This is a genomic window from Tsukamurella sp. USMM236 (genome assembly GCF_037148755.1).
Classification (GTDB): domain Bacteria; phylum Actinomycetota; class Actinomycetes; order Mycobacteriales; family Mycobacteriaceae; genus Tsukamurella.
In genome coordinates this window covers 405,243-422,399 of record NZ_JBBCSS010000002.1, presented here as the reverse complement: position 1 = coordinate 422,399, position 17,157 = coordinate 405,243, and the positions used below count along the sequence as shown (strand labels likewise).

The 17,157-nt window shown below is 69.9% G+C and carries 13 protein-coding genes; 6 read left to right on the top strand and 7 right to left on the bottom strand.

The genetic code is table 11. From position 1 onward, the window contains the following. Positions 1–6 precede the first annotated feature (6 nt). Complete coding sequence (gene hisB, locus WFK95_RS07895) at positions 7–621, top strand: imidazoleglycerol-phosphate dehydratase HisB (RefSeq protein WP_336670373.1); 615 nt, start codon at positions 7–9, stop codon at positions 619–621. A 130-nt stretch (positions 622–751) separates the two neighbouring features. Continuing rightward, positions 752–2,656 carry a M61 family metallopeptidase gene (locus tag WFK95_RS07890; protein WP_336670372.1) on the top strand — a complete coding sequence of 635 codons (1,905 nt, stop codon included), beginning with the start codon at positions 752–754 and terminating at the stop codon, positions 2,654–2,656. A 15-nt stretch (positions 2,657–2,671) separates the two neighbouring features. On the opposite strand, the gene allB is transcribed toward WFK95_RS07890, so the two are convergent. Continuing rightward, positions 2,672–4,021, bottom strand: coding sequence for an allantoinase AllB (gene allB / locus WFK95_RS07885; protein ID WP_224645068.1), 1,350 nt, complete (start codon positions 4,019–4,021; stop codon positions 2,672–2,674). Positions 4,022–4,266: 245 nt separating this feature from the next. Here allB and WFK95_RS07880 point away from each other — a divergent pair, with 245 nt between their 5' ends. The 4 genes from WFK95_RS07880 to WFK95_RS07865 all read left to right on the top strand — a co-directional run bounded on the left by WFK95_RS07880 (position 4,267) and on the right by WFK95_RS07865 (position 8,776). Continuing rightward, on the top strand, positions 4,267–5,808 hold the full coding sequence (locus WFK95_RS07880) for an NCS1 family nucleobase:cation symporter-1 (RefSeq protein WP_336670371.1): 1,542 nt from the start codon (positions 4,267–4,269) through the stop codon (positions 5,806–5,808). Between the two features lie 10 nt (positions 5,809–5,818). Next, positions 5,819–6,541 carry an aspartate/glutamate racemase family protein gene (locus WFK95_RS07875; protein ID WP_224645070.1) on the top strand — a complete coding sequence of 241 codons (723 nt, stop codon included), beginning with the start codon at positions 5,819–5,821 and terminating at the stop codon, positions 6,539–6,541. A 65-nt stretch (positions 6,542–6,606) separates the two neighbouring features. Next, on the top strand, positions 6,607–8,022 hold the full coding sequence (gene dctA / locus WFK95_RS07870; RefSeq protein ID WP_336670370.1) for a C4-dicarboxylate transporter DctA: 1,416 nt from the start codon (positions 6,607–6,609) through the stop codon (positions 8,020–8,022). After that, complete coding sequence (locus tag WFK95_RS07865; RefSeq protein WP_224645072.1) at positions 8,015–8,776, top strand: MTAP family purine nucleoside phosphorylase; 762 nt, start codon at positions 8,015–8,017, stop codon at positions 8,774–8,776. Before dctA ends, WFK95_RS07865 begins: the two co-directional genes overlap by 8 nt. 71 nt (positions 8,777–8,847) lie before the next feature. On the opposite strand, the gene WFK95_RS07860 is transcribed toward WFK95_RS07865, so the two are convergent. The 6 genes from WFK95_RS07860 to WFK95_RS07835 all read right to left on the bottom strand — a co-directional run bounded on the left by WFK95_RS07860 (position 8,848) and on the right by WFK95_RS07835 (position 17,015). After that, positions 8,848–9,669 (bottom strand): bifunctional allantoicase/(S)-ureidoglycine aminohydrolase, encoded by an 822-nt coding sequence (locus tag WFK95_RS07860; protein ID WP_224645073.1) that lies wholly within the window; start codon positions 9,667–9,669, stop codon positions 8,848–8,850. Beyond that, entirely contained in the window at positions 9,666–10,940 is a 1,275-nt protein-coding gene (locus WFK95_RS07855; protein WP_224645074.1) for a DUF6986 family protein, read from the bottom strand. The genes WFK95_RS07860 and WFK95_RS07855 overlap by 4 nt, the downstream gene beginning before the upstream one ends. A gap of 106 nt (positions 10,941–11,046) precedes the next feature. Continuing rightward, complete coding sequence (guaD, locus tag WFK95_RS07850; protein ID WP_224645075.1) at positions 11,047–12,330, bottom strand: guanine deaminase; 1,284 nt, start codon at positions 12,328–12,330, stop codon at positions 11,047–11,049. Then, positions 12,327–13,136: a xanthine dehydrogenase accessory protein XdhC gene (gene xdhC / locus WFK95_RS07845; RefSeq protein WP_224645076.1), complete on the bottom strand. Its 810-nt coding sequence runs from the start codon at positions 13,134–13,136 to the stop codon at positions 12,327–12,329. Before xdhC ends, guaD begins: the two co-directional genes overlap by 4 nt. A gap of 7 nt (positions 13,137–13,143) precedes the next feature. After that, positions 13,144–15,561 carry a xanthine dehydrogenase molybdopterin binding subunit gene (gene xdhB / locus WFK95_RS07840; protein ID WP_224645077.1) on the bottom strand — a complete coding sequence of 806 codons (2,418 nt, stop codon included), beginning with the start codon at positions 15,559–15,561 and terminating at the stop codon, positions 13,144–13,146. Continuing rightward, positions 15,558–17,015 carry a xanthine dehydrogenase small subunit gene (locus WFK95_RS07835; protein ID WP_308011412.1) on the bottom strand — a complete coding sequence of 486 codons (1,458 nt, stop codon included), beginning with the start codon at positions 17,013–17,015 and terminating at the stop codon, positions 15,558–15,560. Before WFK95_RS07835 ends, xdhB begins: the two co-directional genes overlap by 4 nt. Positions 17,016–17,157 lie beyond the last annotated feature (142 nt).

The window sequence follows — 17,157 nt, the reverse complement described above, 5'->3', positions numbered from 1 at the left end:
GACCGCATGACCGACCGCATCGCCCGTATCGAGCGCACCACGAGGGAGTCCTCGATCGTGGTGGAGCTCAACCTCGATGGCACCGGCGTCACCGACATCGCCACCGGCGTCCCCTTCTTCGACCACATGCTCACCGCGTTCGGTCAGCACGGCAGCTTCGACCTCACGGTGCAGGCCAAGGGCGACATCGAGATCGACGCCCACCACACCGTCGAGGACACCTCGATCGTGCTCGGCCAGGCGATCGGCGAGGCGCTGGGGGACAAGAAGGGCATCCGCCGCTTCGGCGACTGCTTCATCCCCATGGACGAGACGTTGGCGCACGCCTCCGTCGATGTCTCCGGCCGGCCCTACGCCGTGCACACCGGCGAGCCGGAGTACTTGGTCAGCTCCGTGATCGGCGGCTACCCGGGTGTCCCGTACTCGACGGTGATCAACCGCCACGTCTTCGAGTCCCTGGCGATGAACGCCCGAATCGCGCTGCACGTGCGCGTCCTGTACGGCCGCGACCCGCACCACATCACCGAGGCCGAGTTCAAGGCCGTCGCCCGCGCCCTGCGCGCAGCCGTGGAGCCGGACCCGCGGGTCACCGGCGTCCCGTCGACCAAGGGCACGCTCTAGCGGATCCCACGCGCCGGGCGCCGCGCGCGGGCGTCCGGACCCGCTGCGGCGACCCCGTCCTTTCGGAGGGCGAGGCCGCAAACAATTTTGTAGGATCAACAAAATTGTTCGCGGGAAGTCGGGAGTGCGGATGTCCAAGGTTCGAGGCGTCAGCGCCGTCAGCATCGTGATCGTCCTCCTGGCGGGCCTGCTGGCCTGCGGGTCGCCGGACCGCTCGGGGAAGGACGCAGGGGAGCAGAAGCCGGTTTCGGTATCGGTGGACGTCACCAACCTGCCGCGGCGCATCATCGGGGTGAAGCAGTCCATCCCCGTCAGCGCGGGCGAGGTGACCCTGCTCTACCCGCAGTGGCTGCCGGGAAACCATTCACCCTCGGGCCCGATCGACAAGATCGCCGGCATCTCGTTCTCCGGTGGCGGGAAGAAGTTGGACTGGAAGCGTGATCCGCTCAACGTCTACGCGCTGAAGGTGACGGTGCCGGACGGTGTCGACACCCTGGATGCGGCGTTCTCGTACCTCACGCCCACCGACAGCACCCAGGGCCGCGTCGTGATGACGCCGAACATGCTCAACCTGCAGTGGAACGCGGTCGTCCTGTACCCGGCGGGGAAGCCCGCGAGCGAGATCCCGTTCACCGCGAGCGTCACCTACCCACCCGGATTCGAGGCCGGCACCGCGCTGGACGTCTCCGGCCGACGCGGCGACACCGTCGACTACCGGACGGTTCCGCTCGACGTGCTCGTCGATTCGCCGGTCTACGCGGGCCGCTTCCACAAGCAGATCGACCTGGCCCCGGGCGCCGAGGTCCCGGTGCGGCTCCAGGTCTTCGCCGACGCGCCGGAGCAGCTCGAGGCCAAGCCCGAGCACATCGAGCAGCACCGGGCGCTCGTCGCGCAGGCGATCAAGCTGTACGGATCGCAGCACTACGATCACTACGACTTCCTGCTCTCGCTCTCCGATCAGCTCAGCTCCAACGGGCTCGAACACCAGCGGTCCAGCGAGAACGGCGAGCCGACCGACTACTTCACGGGGTGGAACCCCGCGGTGGGGAGCGACGATCTGCTCGGCCATGAGTACACGCACTCGTGGAACGGCAAGTTCCGGCGCCCGGCCGACCTGTGGACGCCCGACTTCAACACGCCCATGCAGGACAGCCTGATGTGGGTGTACGAGGGTCAGACCCAGTACTGGGGCAACGTGCTGACCGGTCGGGCGGGGCTGCGGCCGGCGGAGGTCTCCCGCGATGCGCTGGCATCCGTGGTCGCCACGTACACCGACGGCCGCCCGGGCCTGAGCTGGCGGAGCCTGCAGGACACCACGAACGATCCGATCATCGCGCAGCGCCGCACCAAGCCGTACCGGTCCTGGCAGCTCAGCGAGGACTACTACCAGGGCGGTCAGCTCGTGTGGCTGGGCGTGGACGCGCGCATCCGCGAACTGACGGGCGACACGAAGTCGCTCGACGACTTCGCCCGCGCCTTCTTCGGCGTCGACGCCGAGACGTGGAAGACGCAGAACACCTACGACTTCGACAAGGTCGTCGCGACGCTGAACGGTGTGGTCGCCGACGACTGGGCGACGTACCTGCGCGATCGCCTCGACGGCAAGGAGTCGTTCGCCTCGAGCGTCGAGAAGACGGGGTGGAAGTTGGTCTACGACAACAACCCCGGCCCCTTCTTGGCGGCGCAGATGAAGGCGGCGGAGGGTGCGGCCAACTACACCTACTCGATCGGCCTCAACGTGTCCGCGGCGGGCAAGGTCACCGATGTGCGGTGGGACGGACCCGCGTTCAAGGCGAAGGTCGGGACGGGGATGACGGTGCTGTCGGTCAACGACGCCGCGTACTCCCAGGCCACGATGCAGACCGCGATCGAGGCGGCCAAGACGAACCCCGCCCCGATCCGGCTGCAGGTGAAGGACTTCGACCAGACGCGGACCGTCGAGATCGACTACCACGGCGGCCTGCGGTACCCGCACCTGCAACGGATCGAGGGCACCCCGGACTACCTCAGCCGGATCTTCGCGAGTCGTCCGTAGCCGGGGAGCCGGAGGTCAGGCCTCGCCGCGGCGGAGCAGGCGACCGTGGGGGGTCTCGAAGTCGATCTTCTCGCCGCGGAGCCAGGTTCCGCTGACCACGCCGGCGAGGGCGCGGCCGTCGTACGGTGAGATCGCGTTCTTGTGGTGCAGGTGGTGCACGTCGACGACCTGCGCGGCCTCCGGCTCGAAGATCGCGAAGTCGGCGTCGAAGCCGAGGGCGATGCGGCCCTTGCGGGTCATGCCGGCCAGCTTCGCCGGGTTCGCCGACATCCACTCGAGGACCTGCTCGAGGGAGATCCCGCGTTTCTTGGCCTCGGTCCAGATGAGCTGCAGGCCCAGCTGCAGCGACGCGACGCCGCCCCAGGCCACACCGAAGTCGCCGTTCTCGACGTCCTTGAGGTCGATCGTCGAGGGGGAGTGGTCGGAGACGATGCAGTCGATGGTTCCGTCCAGCAGGCCCTGCCACAGGAGTTCCCGGTTCGAGGCCTCGCGGATCGGCGGGCAGCACTTGAAGGCGGTGCCGCCGTTGGGGATCTCCTCGGCGAGCAGCGTGAGGTAGTGCGGGCAGGTCTCGACCGTGAGCTTGACCCCGTCGCGGCGGGCGGTCGCGATCATCGGCAGCGCGTCCGACGAGGAGAGGTGCAGGATGTGCGCCCGCGCCCCGGTCCAGCGGGCGCGCTCGATGACATCGGCGATGGCCACGTTCTCCGCGCCGCGCGGGCGGGAGGCGAGGAACTTCGAGTACTTGTCGCCCTCGGGCTCCGGTGCGTGGTCGATGGCGCGCGAGTCCTCGGCGTGCACGATCATCAGCGAGTCGAACGTGGCCAGCTCGGCCATGTCCTCCTCCATCTCATCGGCGGTGAGGTGGGGGAACTCGTCGACACCCGAGTGCAGCAGGAAGCACTTGAAGCCGAACACGCCGTCGTCGTGCAGCCCGCGCAGCTCGCCCTTGTTGCCCGGGACGGCACCGCCCCAGAAGCCGACGTCGATGTGGGCCTTGGGGCCGGCCACCTCGCGCTTGATGCGCAGGGCCTCGCGGTCGACGGTGGGCGGGATGGAGTTGAGCGGCATGTCGACGAGCGTGGTGACGCCACCCGCGGCAGCGGCCTTGGTGGCGGACTCGAAGCCCTCCCACTCGGTGCGCCCGGGCTCGTTGACGTGTACGTGCGTGTCGACGAGGCCGGGGATCATCACCTGATCGTCGGTCAGCTCGACGACCTCGCGGCCGGTCAGGCCGTTGCCGAGCGGCTCGATGGCGACCACCCGGCCGTCCCGGATGCCGACCTCGCGCGCCACCGTCCCGGCGGTCGTGACGATGCGGCGGCCGCGGACCACCAGGTCGTACTCGGCGGTGTCGGTGCTCATGCAGGTTCTCCTTCGCTAGAAATTCCGAGTCGCGGAATTTCGTCTCGATCCTGGGGCCACACTAGGTGTGACCTGCGCCACTCGTCAAGATCGGCGTTTCCGTCGTGTGACGATCATATTCCGACATACGACATGGCCCTTGACACGCGAGCGGGGATAGGTCTTACTTATCGCTACAAGTGGAACAAAACTTCCGCACAACGGAAAAGATTCGAGCGGTCAGCCAGCAAGAACGAAGGCCCAGCATGACAGAAGAACTCACCCCCCGCGTCGCGGCGCAGGCGAATCCGATCCGGCTCGGTGACGCGGACGTCGCCGATGTTCCCGACGTGGACGCGCTGAACCGGCTCAGCGCCGGCCTCTACAACCAGGACCTCGCGCCGACGAAGCGGGCGGGCCGCACGTGGGGCGGCTACAACATCTTCACCCTGTGGGCGAACGACGTGCACAGCCTCGGCAACTACGCCTTCGCGATCGGCCTGTTCGCGCTGGGCCTCGGCGGGTGGCAGATCCTGCTGGCCCTCGGCCTCGGCGGCGTGTTCCTGTTCGTCCTGCTCAACTTCTCCGGCTTCATGGGGGAGAAGACGGGTGTGCCCTTCCCGGTCATGAGCCGCATCTCCTTCGGCATCCGCGGGGCGCAGATCCCCGCGCTGATCCGCGGTGTCGTCGCGATCGCCTGGTTCGGCATCCAGACCTACCTCGCCTCGGTGGTGCTGCGCATCATGATCGTCGCGGTCGCTCCGGGCGCGGCGACTCTCGATGAGAACCGCTTCCTCGGACTCTCCACCCTCGGCTGGATCTCCTTCCTGGTCCTGTGGGCGATTCAGCTCGTCATCGTCAGCTACGGCATGGAGATGATCCGCAAGTACGAGGCCTTCGCGGGGCCGGTCATCCTGGTCACTATGGCCGCTCTGGCCGTCTGGATGCTCAGCAAGGCCGATTGGTCCATCGCATGGACCACGCCGGAGTCCACGACGGGACTCGACATGTGGCTGCAGATCGTCGGTGGCGCCAGCCTCTGGGTCGCGATCTACGGCACCTTCGTCCTCAACTTCTGCGACTTCACCCGTAACGCGACGTCCAAGAAGTCCATCGTGCGCGGCAACTTCTTCGGCATCCCGCTCAACATGCTGCTGTTCGGCGCCATCGTGATCACGCTGGCCGGCGCCCAGTTCAAGATCAACGGACAGGTCATCGAGTCGCCCGCCGACATCGTCCAGACGGTGCCGAACACGCTGTTGCTCGTCCTCGCGTGCCTCGCGCTGCTCGTGCTCACCGTGGCGGTGAACCTGATGGCGAACTTCGTCGCCCCGATCTACGCGCTCAACAACCTGTTCCCGAAGCACTTGAACTTCCGCAGTGCGGGCCTCATCTCGGGCGTGATCGGCCTGATCATCCTGCCCTGGAACCTGTACAACTCGCCCGCCGTCATCACGTACTTCCTCGGGGGACTCGGCGCGCTCCTCGGCCCGCTGTTCGGCATCGTCATGGCCGACTACTGGCTGATCCGCAAGTCGAAGGTCAACGTGCCCGACCTGTACTGCGACCTGCCCGACGCGCCGTACTTCTACAAGGGTGGCGTGAACCCGCGCGCCGTCGTCGCGCTCGTTCCCACTGCCGGCGCCGCGCTGCTCATGGCCTTCGTGCCCGCCTTCCACGTGGTCTCGAACTACTCGTGGTTCATCGGAGCCGGCCTCGGCGCGCTCGTCTACCTCGTGGTGGCCGACCGCAAGGGCCCGTTCGTCGACGTCTCCGGCGAGCCGATCGCCGTCCCCAGCAAGCACTAGGAGTCCCGCGATGCGCATCCTCGTCGCCAACGTCAACACCACGGAGTCCATGACGGCCGCGATCGCCGAGTCGGCGCGCTCCGCGGCCTCTCCCGGCACCGAGATCGTCGGGATCACGCCGCGGTTCGGCGCGGACTCGTGCGAGGGCAACTTCGAGTCCTACCTCGCCGCGATCGCCGTCATGGATGCGATCACGCGCTACGAGGGGCCGTACGACGCCGTGATCCAGGCGGGGTACGGCGAGCACGGCCGGGAGGGGCTGCAGGAGCTGCTGGAGGTGCCCGTCGTGGACATCACCGAGGCTGCGGCGTCGACCGCGATGTACCTGGGCCACAAGTACTCCGTCGTCACGACTCTCGACCGCACGGTCCCGCTCATCGAGGACCGGCTCAAGCTGGCCGGACTCGACGCCCGCTGCGCGTCGGTGCGCGCGTCGGGTCTCGGCGTGCTCGAGCTCGAGTCCGAGCCCGAGCGGGCCGTCGAGGCCATCGTCGCCCAGGCGCGGGAGGCCGTCGAGCGCGACCACGCCGAGGTCATCTGCCTCGGGTGCGGCGGCATGGCGGAGCTGGAGGAGAAGGTCTCCGCCGCGACGGGCGTCCCCATCGTCGACGGGGTGCGCTCCGCCGTGACGATCGCCGAGGGGCTCGTACGCATGGGCCTGAAGACCTCCAAGGTGCGCACCTACGCCCCGCCGCGCCCCAAGGTCGTAACGGGCTGGCCCTTCCAGAACTGAAGCTCCTATCGGGTAGTCGTTCGAGAAGCAGGACGGCCGCGCCACATTCCGGCGAAGGGATGCACATGACCACGACTGAGGCGCCGAAGAAGAAGCGCTGGTACAGATCCCTGTTCGTCCAGGTGTTGATCGGCATCGCAGCCGGAATCGCCACGGGCATCTTCTTCCCGGGATTCTCGGACCACCTCGCTCCGCTGGGCCAGGGCTTCATCAAGCTCATCAAGATGCTGGTGTCGCCGCTGATCTTCCTCGTGGTGGTGACCGGCATCGCCAAGGTCGGCAGTATGGCCGCTCTCGGCAAGATCGGTGCGAAGGCCCTGCTGTGGTTCACCGTGTGCACCACGTTCGCCCTCGCGCTGGGGCTCGTGGTCGGCAACGTCGTCCGCCCGGGCGAGGGCCTGAACATCGACCCGTCGACCCTCGACGCGAGTGCGCTCGATGAGAAGACGCACGGCGAGACCCTGCCGGGCGGCGTCGACTTCGTCATGAACATCATCCCGACCTCCGTGGTCGACGCCTTCGCGAAGAACAACCTGCTCCAGGTGCTGTTGTTCGCGGTGCTCTTCGGCGTGGCGCTCGCGGCGATCAGCGAGAAGGTCCAACCCGTCCTGCTCGAGGTCATCGACCAGGCGATGCACGTGATCTTCCGGATCGTCAGCTACATCATGTATCTGGCGCCGATCGGTGCGTTCGGCGCGATGGCCTTCACCGTGGGGAACTACGGCGCCGACTCGCTCAAGTCCTTCGGCATGCTGGTGCTCGCGTGCTACGGCGCCGCCGTCGTCTTCATCCTCATCCTCGCGGTCGCGGTGCGTCTCATCACCGGTGTGAGTACGTGGAAGTTCCTCAAGTACTGCCGCGAGGAGTTCATGCTCGCGCTGGGCACGGGGTCGTCCGAGGCCGTGATGCCGTCGATCATCAAGAAGCTGGACGCGGCGGGCTGCGACCGATCGGTGGTCGGTCTGGTGATCCCGACCGGCTACTCCTTCAACCTGGACGGCGCGGCGATCTACCTCTCGCTGTCGATGATGTTCCTCGCGCAGGCCGTCGGCGTGGACCTCAGCATGGGGCAGCAGATCACGATCATGGGAATCCTGATCCTCAGTTCCAAGGGGATGGCCGGCGTCCCGGGCTCCGCGTTCGTGGCGTTGTCCGCCACGGCCGCTGCGGTCGGTGCCTTCCCGGTGGCCGCGGTCGCCCTGCTCCTCGGCGCCGACCGCCTCATGGACTCGATGCGTGTGGCGACCAACCTGCTGGGCAACTGCCTCGCCACCTTCGTCATCGCGCGGTGGGAGGGCCTGCTCGACACGGAGAAGATGAAGGCGGTCCTGGAGGGCACGCTCGTCGTCGACGATCCCGACGACGTGCGCGCGCACCCCGGCCACGGCGCGGCCGCGTTCCCGCCGCGTGCCGATGCCGTAGCGCCGGCCGCGGCCGGCGCCGAGACGACCGTCGATGCCGAAGGGGCGAAGAATGTCTGACACCACCGCTCCGGCTGGTCCCGAGGCCACGGTCGCGATCCTCGGCAGCTGGGGCTATTACGGGCTCCTCGACGACGCCCGCGCATACCCGGTGGACACGCCCTACGGCGCGCCGTCGGACGACGTGGTGATCGGGAGCGCGCACGGCCGGCGCGTCGCGTACCTGACGCGGTCCGGCCGCGAGCGGACCATCCCGCCGCACAAGATCAATCACCGCGCCAACATCTGGGCGCTGCACCACCTCGGCGTGCGGCACATCCTCGCCGCCACGCCCGCCGGAGCCTTCGACCCCGCGGTGGGCGTCGGCACCGTCGTCGTCCCGGACCAGCTCGTCGACCGGACCGGGCGCACCGACGACACCTTCCACGACGACGAGGACGTCCGGGTCTCGTTCGCGCAGCCCTTCTCCGAACCGACCCGCGCCGCCGCGATCGACGCGCTCCGCGACCAGCGCTGGGTCGTCGCCGATGGCGGTGTGGTCGTGGCGATCCGCGGCCCGCGCTTCTCGACCGCGGCCGAGTCCCGCTGGTACGCGGCGCAGGGCTGGGACGTCGTGTCGACCACCCCGTACCCGGAGGCGGCGCTGGCCCGCGAGCTCGGCATGGGCTATGCCTGCGTCGCGCTGGTCACCGATCACGACGTCATCGCCGAGACCCCGTGGCCCGTCAGCCAGGAGCGGGTCCAGGAGGAGCTCGACGCGAACACCCTGCGCCTACGCGAGGCGCTCGTGCGTGCCGCGGCGACCCTGTCCTGACCGACGGACCTCCACGCCACAGGGAAGTGCCCCTCCCGGAATCCGGGAGGGGCACTTCACGTATCGGCTCGCTACAGGGCGATCTGGCGGTTGACGTCCTTGTAGAGCAGGTAGCGGAAGTTCGACGGTCCGCCGGCGTAGCAGGCCTGGGGGCAGAAGGCGCGCAGCGACATGTAGTCGCCCTCCTGCACCTCGACCCAGTCGCCGTTGAGGCGGTAGACGGCCTTGCCCTCCAGGACGTACAGGCCGTGCTCCATGACGTGGGTCTCGGCGAACGGGATCGACGCGCCCGGCTCGAACGTCACGATGTTGCAGTGCATGTCGTACGCCAGGTCCTGCGGATCGAGGATCCGGGTGGTGCGCCACTTGTTGTCGGTGCCCGGCATCGGCGAGGGCTCGATGTCGCGCTCGTTGCCGACGGCGACCTTCGGCGTGTGCCCGGCGAGCGGCTCGTAGCGCTTGCGGACCCACTGGAAGACGGCGGCACCGTCGGACGTGTTGGCTACCGACCAAGACGTGCCCGCGGGGATGTACGCGTAGCCGCCCTCGGTGAGGGTGTGCGCCTCGTCGTCGATCGTCACCTGCAGGGTGCCCTGCGTGACGAGGAGGAAGCTCTGGACCTCGGGCTGCGGCTCCGGCGCCTCCGAGCCGCCGCCGGGGGAGACCTCGACGATGGACTGCGCGAAGGTCGTCGAGCCGCCCGCGACGGGGCGGTTGAGCACCCACGCGCGGGTGTTGGTCCAGCCCGGGAAGACCGAGGTCACGATGTCGCGCATGACGCCGCGCGGGATCACGGTGTAGGCCTCGGTGACGATGGCGCGATCCGTGAGCAGGTCCGTCTGCGGCGGGTGGCCGCCCTGCGGCGAGTAGTAGACGGGGGCGGACGAGCTCATCGGGTCTCCTCGGGCTGGGTGATGGTGGGGCGGTTCAGGGCGAGGTCGCGCACCGTCTCGACGGTGACCTCGGCGGCGGACGCGACCTCGGCGGCGGTGACCGCCCCGCAGGTCACGCCGCGATGGATGAAGGACGCGAGCGCGCGGGCCGTCGCCGGCTCGTCGAGGATCGCGGAGTCGATGCGGTGCACGTAGTTCCGCAGCCGGGTCGCGGCGGCGGGGAAGCCGTCGCGGTAGAAGGCGTAGGTCGCGAGGAACCGCGTGACGAGCTGAGCCGGGTGCAGATCCCAGCCCTGGTAGATGCCGCGCTCGAGGTGGCGGCGCACCAGCCGCGCGTGCAGGCGCCAGGCGTCGGCCACGTGGGCGGGATCGCCGATCGGCAGGATGTTCGTGGAGCCGTCCGAGAGGTGCACGCCCGTTCCGGCGACGGCCAGCTGCATGACGTTCTTGGCGTGGTCCGCGGCGGGGTGTTCCATCGACTGGTACTGCGCGGCGATGCCGAGCGAGGCGGAGTAGTCGTAGGTGCCGTAGTGCAGGGAGGTGACCCGCCGGTCGGCGGCGTGCAGCAGGGTGGCGACGGGTGCGGTGCCGTCGGCCCCGAGGATCACCTGGGGCGTCTCCACCTGCACCTCGAAGCGGAGCCGGCGCTCGCCCAGGCCCAGTGCGGTCTCGAGGCCGCGGCTCGCGTCGACCATCGCCTCCACCTGGCCGGCCGTGGTCACCTTCGGCAGCGTGATGGTGAGTCCCTCGGGCAGCGGGCCGGCCGCGACGAGACCGCTGACGAACAGGTCGAGGGTCCGAAGTCCGCGGGCGCGGGTGGGCGCCTCGAAGCACTTGAAGCGGATGCCGATGAACGGGGCCGTCGACCCGTTGGCCACGGCCTTCGTCACCGCGTCGACGGCGCGGGCCACGTCGGCGTCCTCGGCGTCGTCGCCGCGGTCGCCGTAGCCGTCCTCGAAATCGAGCCGGATGTCCTCGATCGGCTCCTCGGTCAGCTTGCGCCGCACCAGATCCGGGAGATCTCGGTCGTCGAGGCCCAGGGTGCGGGCGACCTCGTCCAGGCCGCCGGCGGCGTCGGCCGCCGCGAAGGCCTGCTCGCCCCACTCCCGAGTCGTCTCGGGTGTGAATCGGTCGGCCGGCAGGTAGACGGTGTGCACGGGCTGCCGGCGACCGTCGTCTCCGGGGAATTCGCGGGCCAGGAGCGCATCGGTGTCGGCCAGGCGGCGATCGATCGAGGCCAGGGCGTCGTCGGAGAGCGAGCGGCTGGGCATGGGTCCTCCGTCAGAGCTGAATGGAAAAGAAATTCCGTATGGTGGAGTCTACGCCGGTCCTGTGCTTCGCACAAGGATATTCGCGACGTCGTCCGACCGCTTCGCCCTAGGCCGCGACCTCGTCCCCGCCGATCCACACGCGCGCGACGTCCGCGGGGGTGGCCAGGGAGAAGATCTTCGCGAGGGCGTTCTCCGCCGAGGCCGCGTGCCGCAGGCACACGTCGAGCGGTTGGCCGTTGTGGGGGCGCACCAGGATGGCGTCGAACTGGCTCCCTGTCGAGAGGTCGCCGACGTCGTCCAGGCCGAGCGCGCTCGCGCCCGCCCGGGTGGCGAGGTACAGCAGGTGGGCGGCGGTGAGCGGCACCCCGTCGGACATCAGGAGCTGCTGCATGAAGTACGCCTGCAGTCCCTCCTTGAACAGGGAGAAGCCGCTGCCCGCGCCCACGTCCGAGCCGAGGGCCACCTGGACGCCGTGTTCGAGGTGGCGCCGTAGTGGGAACGATCCGCTGGCGAGAGCCGAGTTGGACGTCGGGCAGTGCGCCACCGCGGCGCCCGCGCTCGCCAGCAGCGCGAGCTCGGGATCGGTCGGATGCGCGTTGTGCGCCAACACCGAGCGCTCGTGGATGAGCCCGTGGCGGTGGTAGGTGTCGAGGTAGTTCGGCGATCCGGGGAACTGCTCGATCACGGCGGCGATCTCGGCGGGGTTCTCGTTGATGTGGGAGGTGAACCACAGGCCCGGGACGTCCTGCATGAGCGCGGCCCCGCTGGCGAGCATAGCGGGCGTGGTGGAGTACGAGAACCGGGGCGTGACCGCGTATCGCAGTCGACGGTGCCCGTGCCAGCGCTCCGCGAGCTTGCGGCCCTCGTCGTACGTCCGTTCCGGCGTGCTGAGCAGCGGCTCGGGCAGGTTGTGGTCGCTGGTGACGAGTCCCGCGGTGACGCGCACCCCGACCCGATCGGCCTCGGCGAAGAGGGCGTCCACCGCATCGGCGAAGTGCGAGCCGAAGACCAGCGCAGTGGTGGTTCCCGCGGCGGTGAGGCCCGCAAGGAATTCGCCGGCGATGGTGCGGGCGTACTCCGGATCCTCGAGCTTGCACTCCTCGGGGAGCGCGCACTGGTCGAGCCAGTCCAGGAGCGGCATCCCGAGGCCGCCGATGGCGCGGACCTGCGGGTAGTGGACGTGGGTGTCCACGAAGCCGGGGAGGAGGACGCCGTCGCGGACGTCGACGACCTCCGCCTCGGGGTAGTTGTCGGCGATGGTCCGGAAGTCGCCCCGATCGACGATCTTCCCGTCCTGGACCGCGAGGCCGGCATCGTCGGCGGAGCGGAGAGTGCCTCCGGCGAAGGGACTTTCGGGCGTGTCGAGCACCTGGGCGCGGTAGATGATCATGCGGGGTCTCCTTGAACGGCTGAGGGGAACCGGACGAGCAGGTCGGCGGCGACGCTCACGGCGATGGTCGCCGGATGTTTGCCGCCCAGGGCGCTCAGCCCGATGGGGGATTGGATGGTGTCGATGGTCGCGGCGTCGTGTCCGGTGTCGGCGAGCATGGCGCGGAAGCGGGTCCACTTCGCGGCGGAGCCGATGAGGCCGACGCTGCCCAGGCCCGGCGTCCGCAGGACCTGGTCGCACAGGCTGAAGTCCTCGGCGTGATCGTGGGTCATGATCAGCACGTGGCAGCCCGCGGGCAGATCCTCGAGGACCTCCTCGGGCAGCATCGAGTGCCGCAGGTGCACGGTGGCCTCACCGGGCTCCAGGGCGCCGGCGGCCTCGATCTGCTCGGGGCGCGAATCCGTCAGGTACAGCTCGACGTCGTGGCGGGACAGGATCCGCGCGAGTTCGAGGCCGACGTGGCCCACCCCGAAGATCGCGACCGCCGGTACCACCGGGAGCGGCTCGAACAGGAGAACCACCTCGCCTCCACAGCATTGGCGCCCGTGTTGATTGCGGGCCTTGTCGTTGAGGCGCAACGTGAGCGTCTCGGGCGTCGCGACCGCGTCCCGGAGCATCTCCCGGGCCCGGTCGATCGCCGTCAGTTCGAGATTGCCGCCCCCGATCGTGCCGAATTCGCCGTCGGCGGTGGCGATCATCTTGGCGCCCGCCTCGCGCGGAGCGTGCCCGCGGACCCCGATCTGAGTGATCAGGACCGCGGAGACGCGTTGCCGACGCAGGCGGGCGGCGTCGCCCAGCCAGGTCATGGCGGGCTCAGCCGAGAGGCGCGGGGGCCGGCGCCGCGGAGGCGGTTCCGGCCGCCGGGACGGGGGTCCGACGGTGACCGTTCCGCTCGGGACCGGCGGAACGCGCGGCCTCGACCGCCCAGTACACCGCCTCCGGCGTCGCAGGGGAGGCCAGCTCCACGGCGGTCCCGGGCGGGCCGAACGCGGCCGCCGCCTGGCGCAGCGCCTCGCGGACGGAGAAGGCGAGCATGAGCGGGGGCTCGCCGACGGCCTTCGAGCCGTAGACGGCACCGTCCTCGTGCGCCTTGTCCAGCAGCGAGACCCGGAAGTCGGGTGGCATCTCGGAGAAGCTCGGCAGCTTGTACGTGCTCGCCGACTGTGTGAGCAGGCGGCCGCGGGTGGGGCGGTCGCTCTCGTCCCAGCGCAGATCCTCCAGCGTGAGCCAGCCGGCGCCCTGCACGAACCCGCCCTCGATCTGGCCGATGTCGATCATCGGCGAGAGGGAGTCGCCCACGTCGTGGACGATGTCCACGCGGCGCAGGCGGTACGCGCCGGTGAACCCGTCGACCTCGACCTCGCTCGCCGCCACCCCGTAGGCGAAGTACTTGAAGGGCACGCCCTGCATCGCCTTGGCGTCCCAGTGCAGTCCCTCCGTCCGGTAGTAGCCGGAGGCGGAGAGCTGCACCCGCTGGAAGTAGGCGGCGTGCACGACCTCCTCCCAGCTGAGCTTCTGCGCGGAGGCGCCGAGCCCGCTGATGGTCCCCTCGCTGAACCGCACGTCGGAGGGATTCGTGCCGATGAGTGACGCGGCGACGCCGGCGAGGCGGTCGCGGATCTGCTCGCACGCGTTCTTCACCGCGCCGCCGTTGAGGTCGGCGCCGGAGCTCGCGGCGGTGGCGGAGGTGTTGGGCACCTTGTCCGTCCGCGTCGGAGCCAGGCGGACGCGCGACAGGGGGACGCCGAGCGTGGTCGCGGCGACCTGCAGCATTTTGGTGTGCAGCCCCTGCCCCATCTCGGTGCCGCCGTGATTGATCAGGATGGAGCCGTCCTTGTAGACCAGCACGAGGGCGCCGGCCTGGTTGAAGGCGGTGAGGTTGAAGGAGATCCCGAACTTGACCGGAGTCAGGGCGAGGGCGCGCTTGACGTTCGGGTGCGTCGCGTTGAACGCGGCGATCTCCGCCTCGCGGGCCTCGACCTCGCCGGTGGTGATGACCTGCTCCCACGCGGTCCGGACGCGGTCGGCGTGGCGGACGGGCTGGCCGTACGGCGTCGTCTGGTCGTCGCCGTAGAAGTTGCGGCGCCGGAGTTCCCGCGCGGACAGGCCGAGGCGCGGGGCGCAGGTGCCGAGGATGTCCTCGATGACGAGCATGCCCTGCGGCCCGCCGAAGCCGCGGAACGCGGTCTGCGAGGTCTTGTGGCACTTCGCGATCCGTCCGTGCACCGCGATGTTGGGGATCCAGTAGGCGTTGTCGATGTGGCACAGCGCGCGAGCGAGCACCGGCTCGGAGAGGTCGAGGCTCCAGCCGCCGTCCGCCGTGAGGGTGGATTCGAGGGCGGTGATGAGGCCGGCCGCGTCGAAGCCGACCCGCCAGGTGGCGTGGAAGCCGTGCCGCTTGCCCGACATGGTCATGTCCTGCGTGCGGTCCAGCCGCAAGCGCACCGGCCGACCCGTGAGTGTGGCGCCGAGTGCGGCGATGGCGGCGAAGCCGTGCGGCTGCATCTCCTTGCCGCCGAACGCGCCGCCCATCCGCAGGCACTGCACCGTCACGGCATTGCTGGGCAGGCCCAGCACGTGCGCCACGATGTCCTGCGTCTCCGACGGGTGCTGGGTGCTGGACTGGACGAAGATCTGGCCGCTCTCGTCGACCTGGGCCAGGGAGGCGTGGGTCTCCAGGTAGAAGTGCTCCTGGCCCGCGAACTCGAACTCGCCGGTGTACACGTGCACCGCGTCGGCGAAGCCGGCGTCGAGGTCGCCGCGTCGGACCGTGGGACGGGCACCGTGGAAGCTCTCCGCCCTGATGGCGTCGCCCAGCGAGATGAGAGAGGGGAGCGGCTCGAGCTCGAGCTTCACCGCCGCGGCGCCCAGTCGGGCCGCCTCCAGCGTCTCGCCGAGCACCCAGCACACCGCGTGCCCGAAGAACATCACCTCGTCCTCGGGGAACAGCGGCTCGTCGTGCTTGACGCCGGCGTCGTTCACGCCGGGGACGTCGGCGGCGGTCAGGACGCGGACGACGCCCGGTACCCGCAGCGCGGGAGCGGTGTCGATCGAGAGGATCCGGGCGTGGGCGCACTCGGCCTGGACGGGGTGCGCATGCAGTGCGCCGGGCGTGCGGCCGACGAGATCGTCCGTGTAGAGGGCGGCACCGCTCACGTGCAGGGCCGCGCTCTCGTGCGGGACGTCGAGCCCGACGACGGGGTTCGCGGGGCGCTCGGACAGGTGGCTCATGACAGCTCCTCTCGGGCCGTGGTCTCGGCGTGGAGCTTCTCGAGCGAGCGGCCCAGCATGGCCACCCGGTAGCGCCCGGAGGCCCGGTGGTCGTCCATCGGGGTGCCCTCCGCGCGCAGCACCTCGGCGGCGGCGCGCACGGTGTCCTCGGACCAGGGGCGCCCGACGAGTGCCTGCTCGGTCGCGGTCGCACGGAGCGGGGTCGCCGCCACGCCGCCGAGCCCGATGGCGGCGCGGGTGACCGTGCCGGCGTCCACGGTCAGCGCGAAGGCGACCGCGACGCTGGAGATGTCGTCGAAGCGGCGCTTGGCGATCTTGTGGAACGCGGTGAGCGGGCTCAGCGGCAGAGGGATCCGGACCGCCTTGATGAGCTCGTCGGGGCGGCGCACCGTCGCGCGGTAGCCGGTGAAGTAGTCCGCGAGCGGGACCGTGCGCTCGCCGTCGCGCGAGGCCAGGACGAGGCGGGCCTCGAGTGCGAGGAGCGCGGGCGGGGTGTCGCCGATCGGCGAGCCGGTCCCGAGGTTGCCGCCCAGCGTCGCGGCGTTGCGGATCAGCCGGGACGCGAACTGCGGGAAGACCTGGGCCAACAGGGGGACGCGCCCACCGAGGCGGCGTTCGATCTCGGACAGCGTCAGCGCCGCGCCGATCTCGAGTTCGTCCTCCTCCCAGCGCAACTCGCGGAGCTCGGGCAGGCGGTCGATGGCGACCACGAGGGGCTCGCGCCGTCCCTTGAGGTTGACGTCGACGCCGAAGTCGGTGGATCCGGCGACGAGGACGGGGGAGTCCTCGCCGGCGAGCAGGTCGAGGACTTCGCCGAGTCCGGCGGGCCGGACGAACCGTCCCTGCGGACCGTCGACCACGGTCGGGGCGGCGGCGGGGGCTGCTGCAGCACGTCGGGCGGCGAGTGGATCGTCGGCCGCGGGTTCCGCGGGCAGGCCGTAGGCGGCGTCCCGGATCGGCCGGTAACCCGTGCAGCGGCACAGGTTGCCGGAGAGAGAGTGCAGGTCGAAGCCGTTGGGGCCGTGCTCCTCGTCGTGGGCGGGGCAGGCGTCGCTTCCGGTTTCCGGTGCGTCGGCCGCGGCCCGGTCGGGCCGGTAGTACTCGGCCGCCATGCTGCAGATGAAGCCGGGCGTGCAGTAGCCGCATTGCGATCCGCCGCGGAGCGCCATGGCGGTCTGGACCGGGTGCAGGTCGTCCGGCGCGCCGAGTCCTTCGGAGGTGATCACCTCCTGGTCGGCGAGGGCGGCTGCGGGGGTGAGGCAGGCGTTGATCGCGGTCCAGCGTGTGCGGTCGGCCGGGGAGTCGGCGTCGCCGGGGCGGGCCACGAGGATCGAGCAGGCGCCGCACTCACCCTCGGCGCAGCCCTCCTTCGCGCCGGTAAGGCCCTGGTCGCGAAGCCAATCGAGGGCACTCGTGTGTGCCGGGCCGGTGAAGGGTCGGGATCGACCGTTCACGGTCACATGACATCCGGTCAGCGTTTCGGTCACCGCTGCATCCCTACTGAACCGCGGCATGCGGTTCCGACAGGCATGGTTTGCGAGGCTGAGCTGGACCGCTGGTTTTCCATGCGAACACGATCCAGTGCATTTCATGATA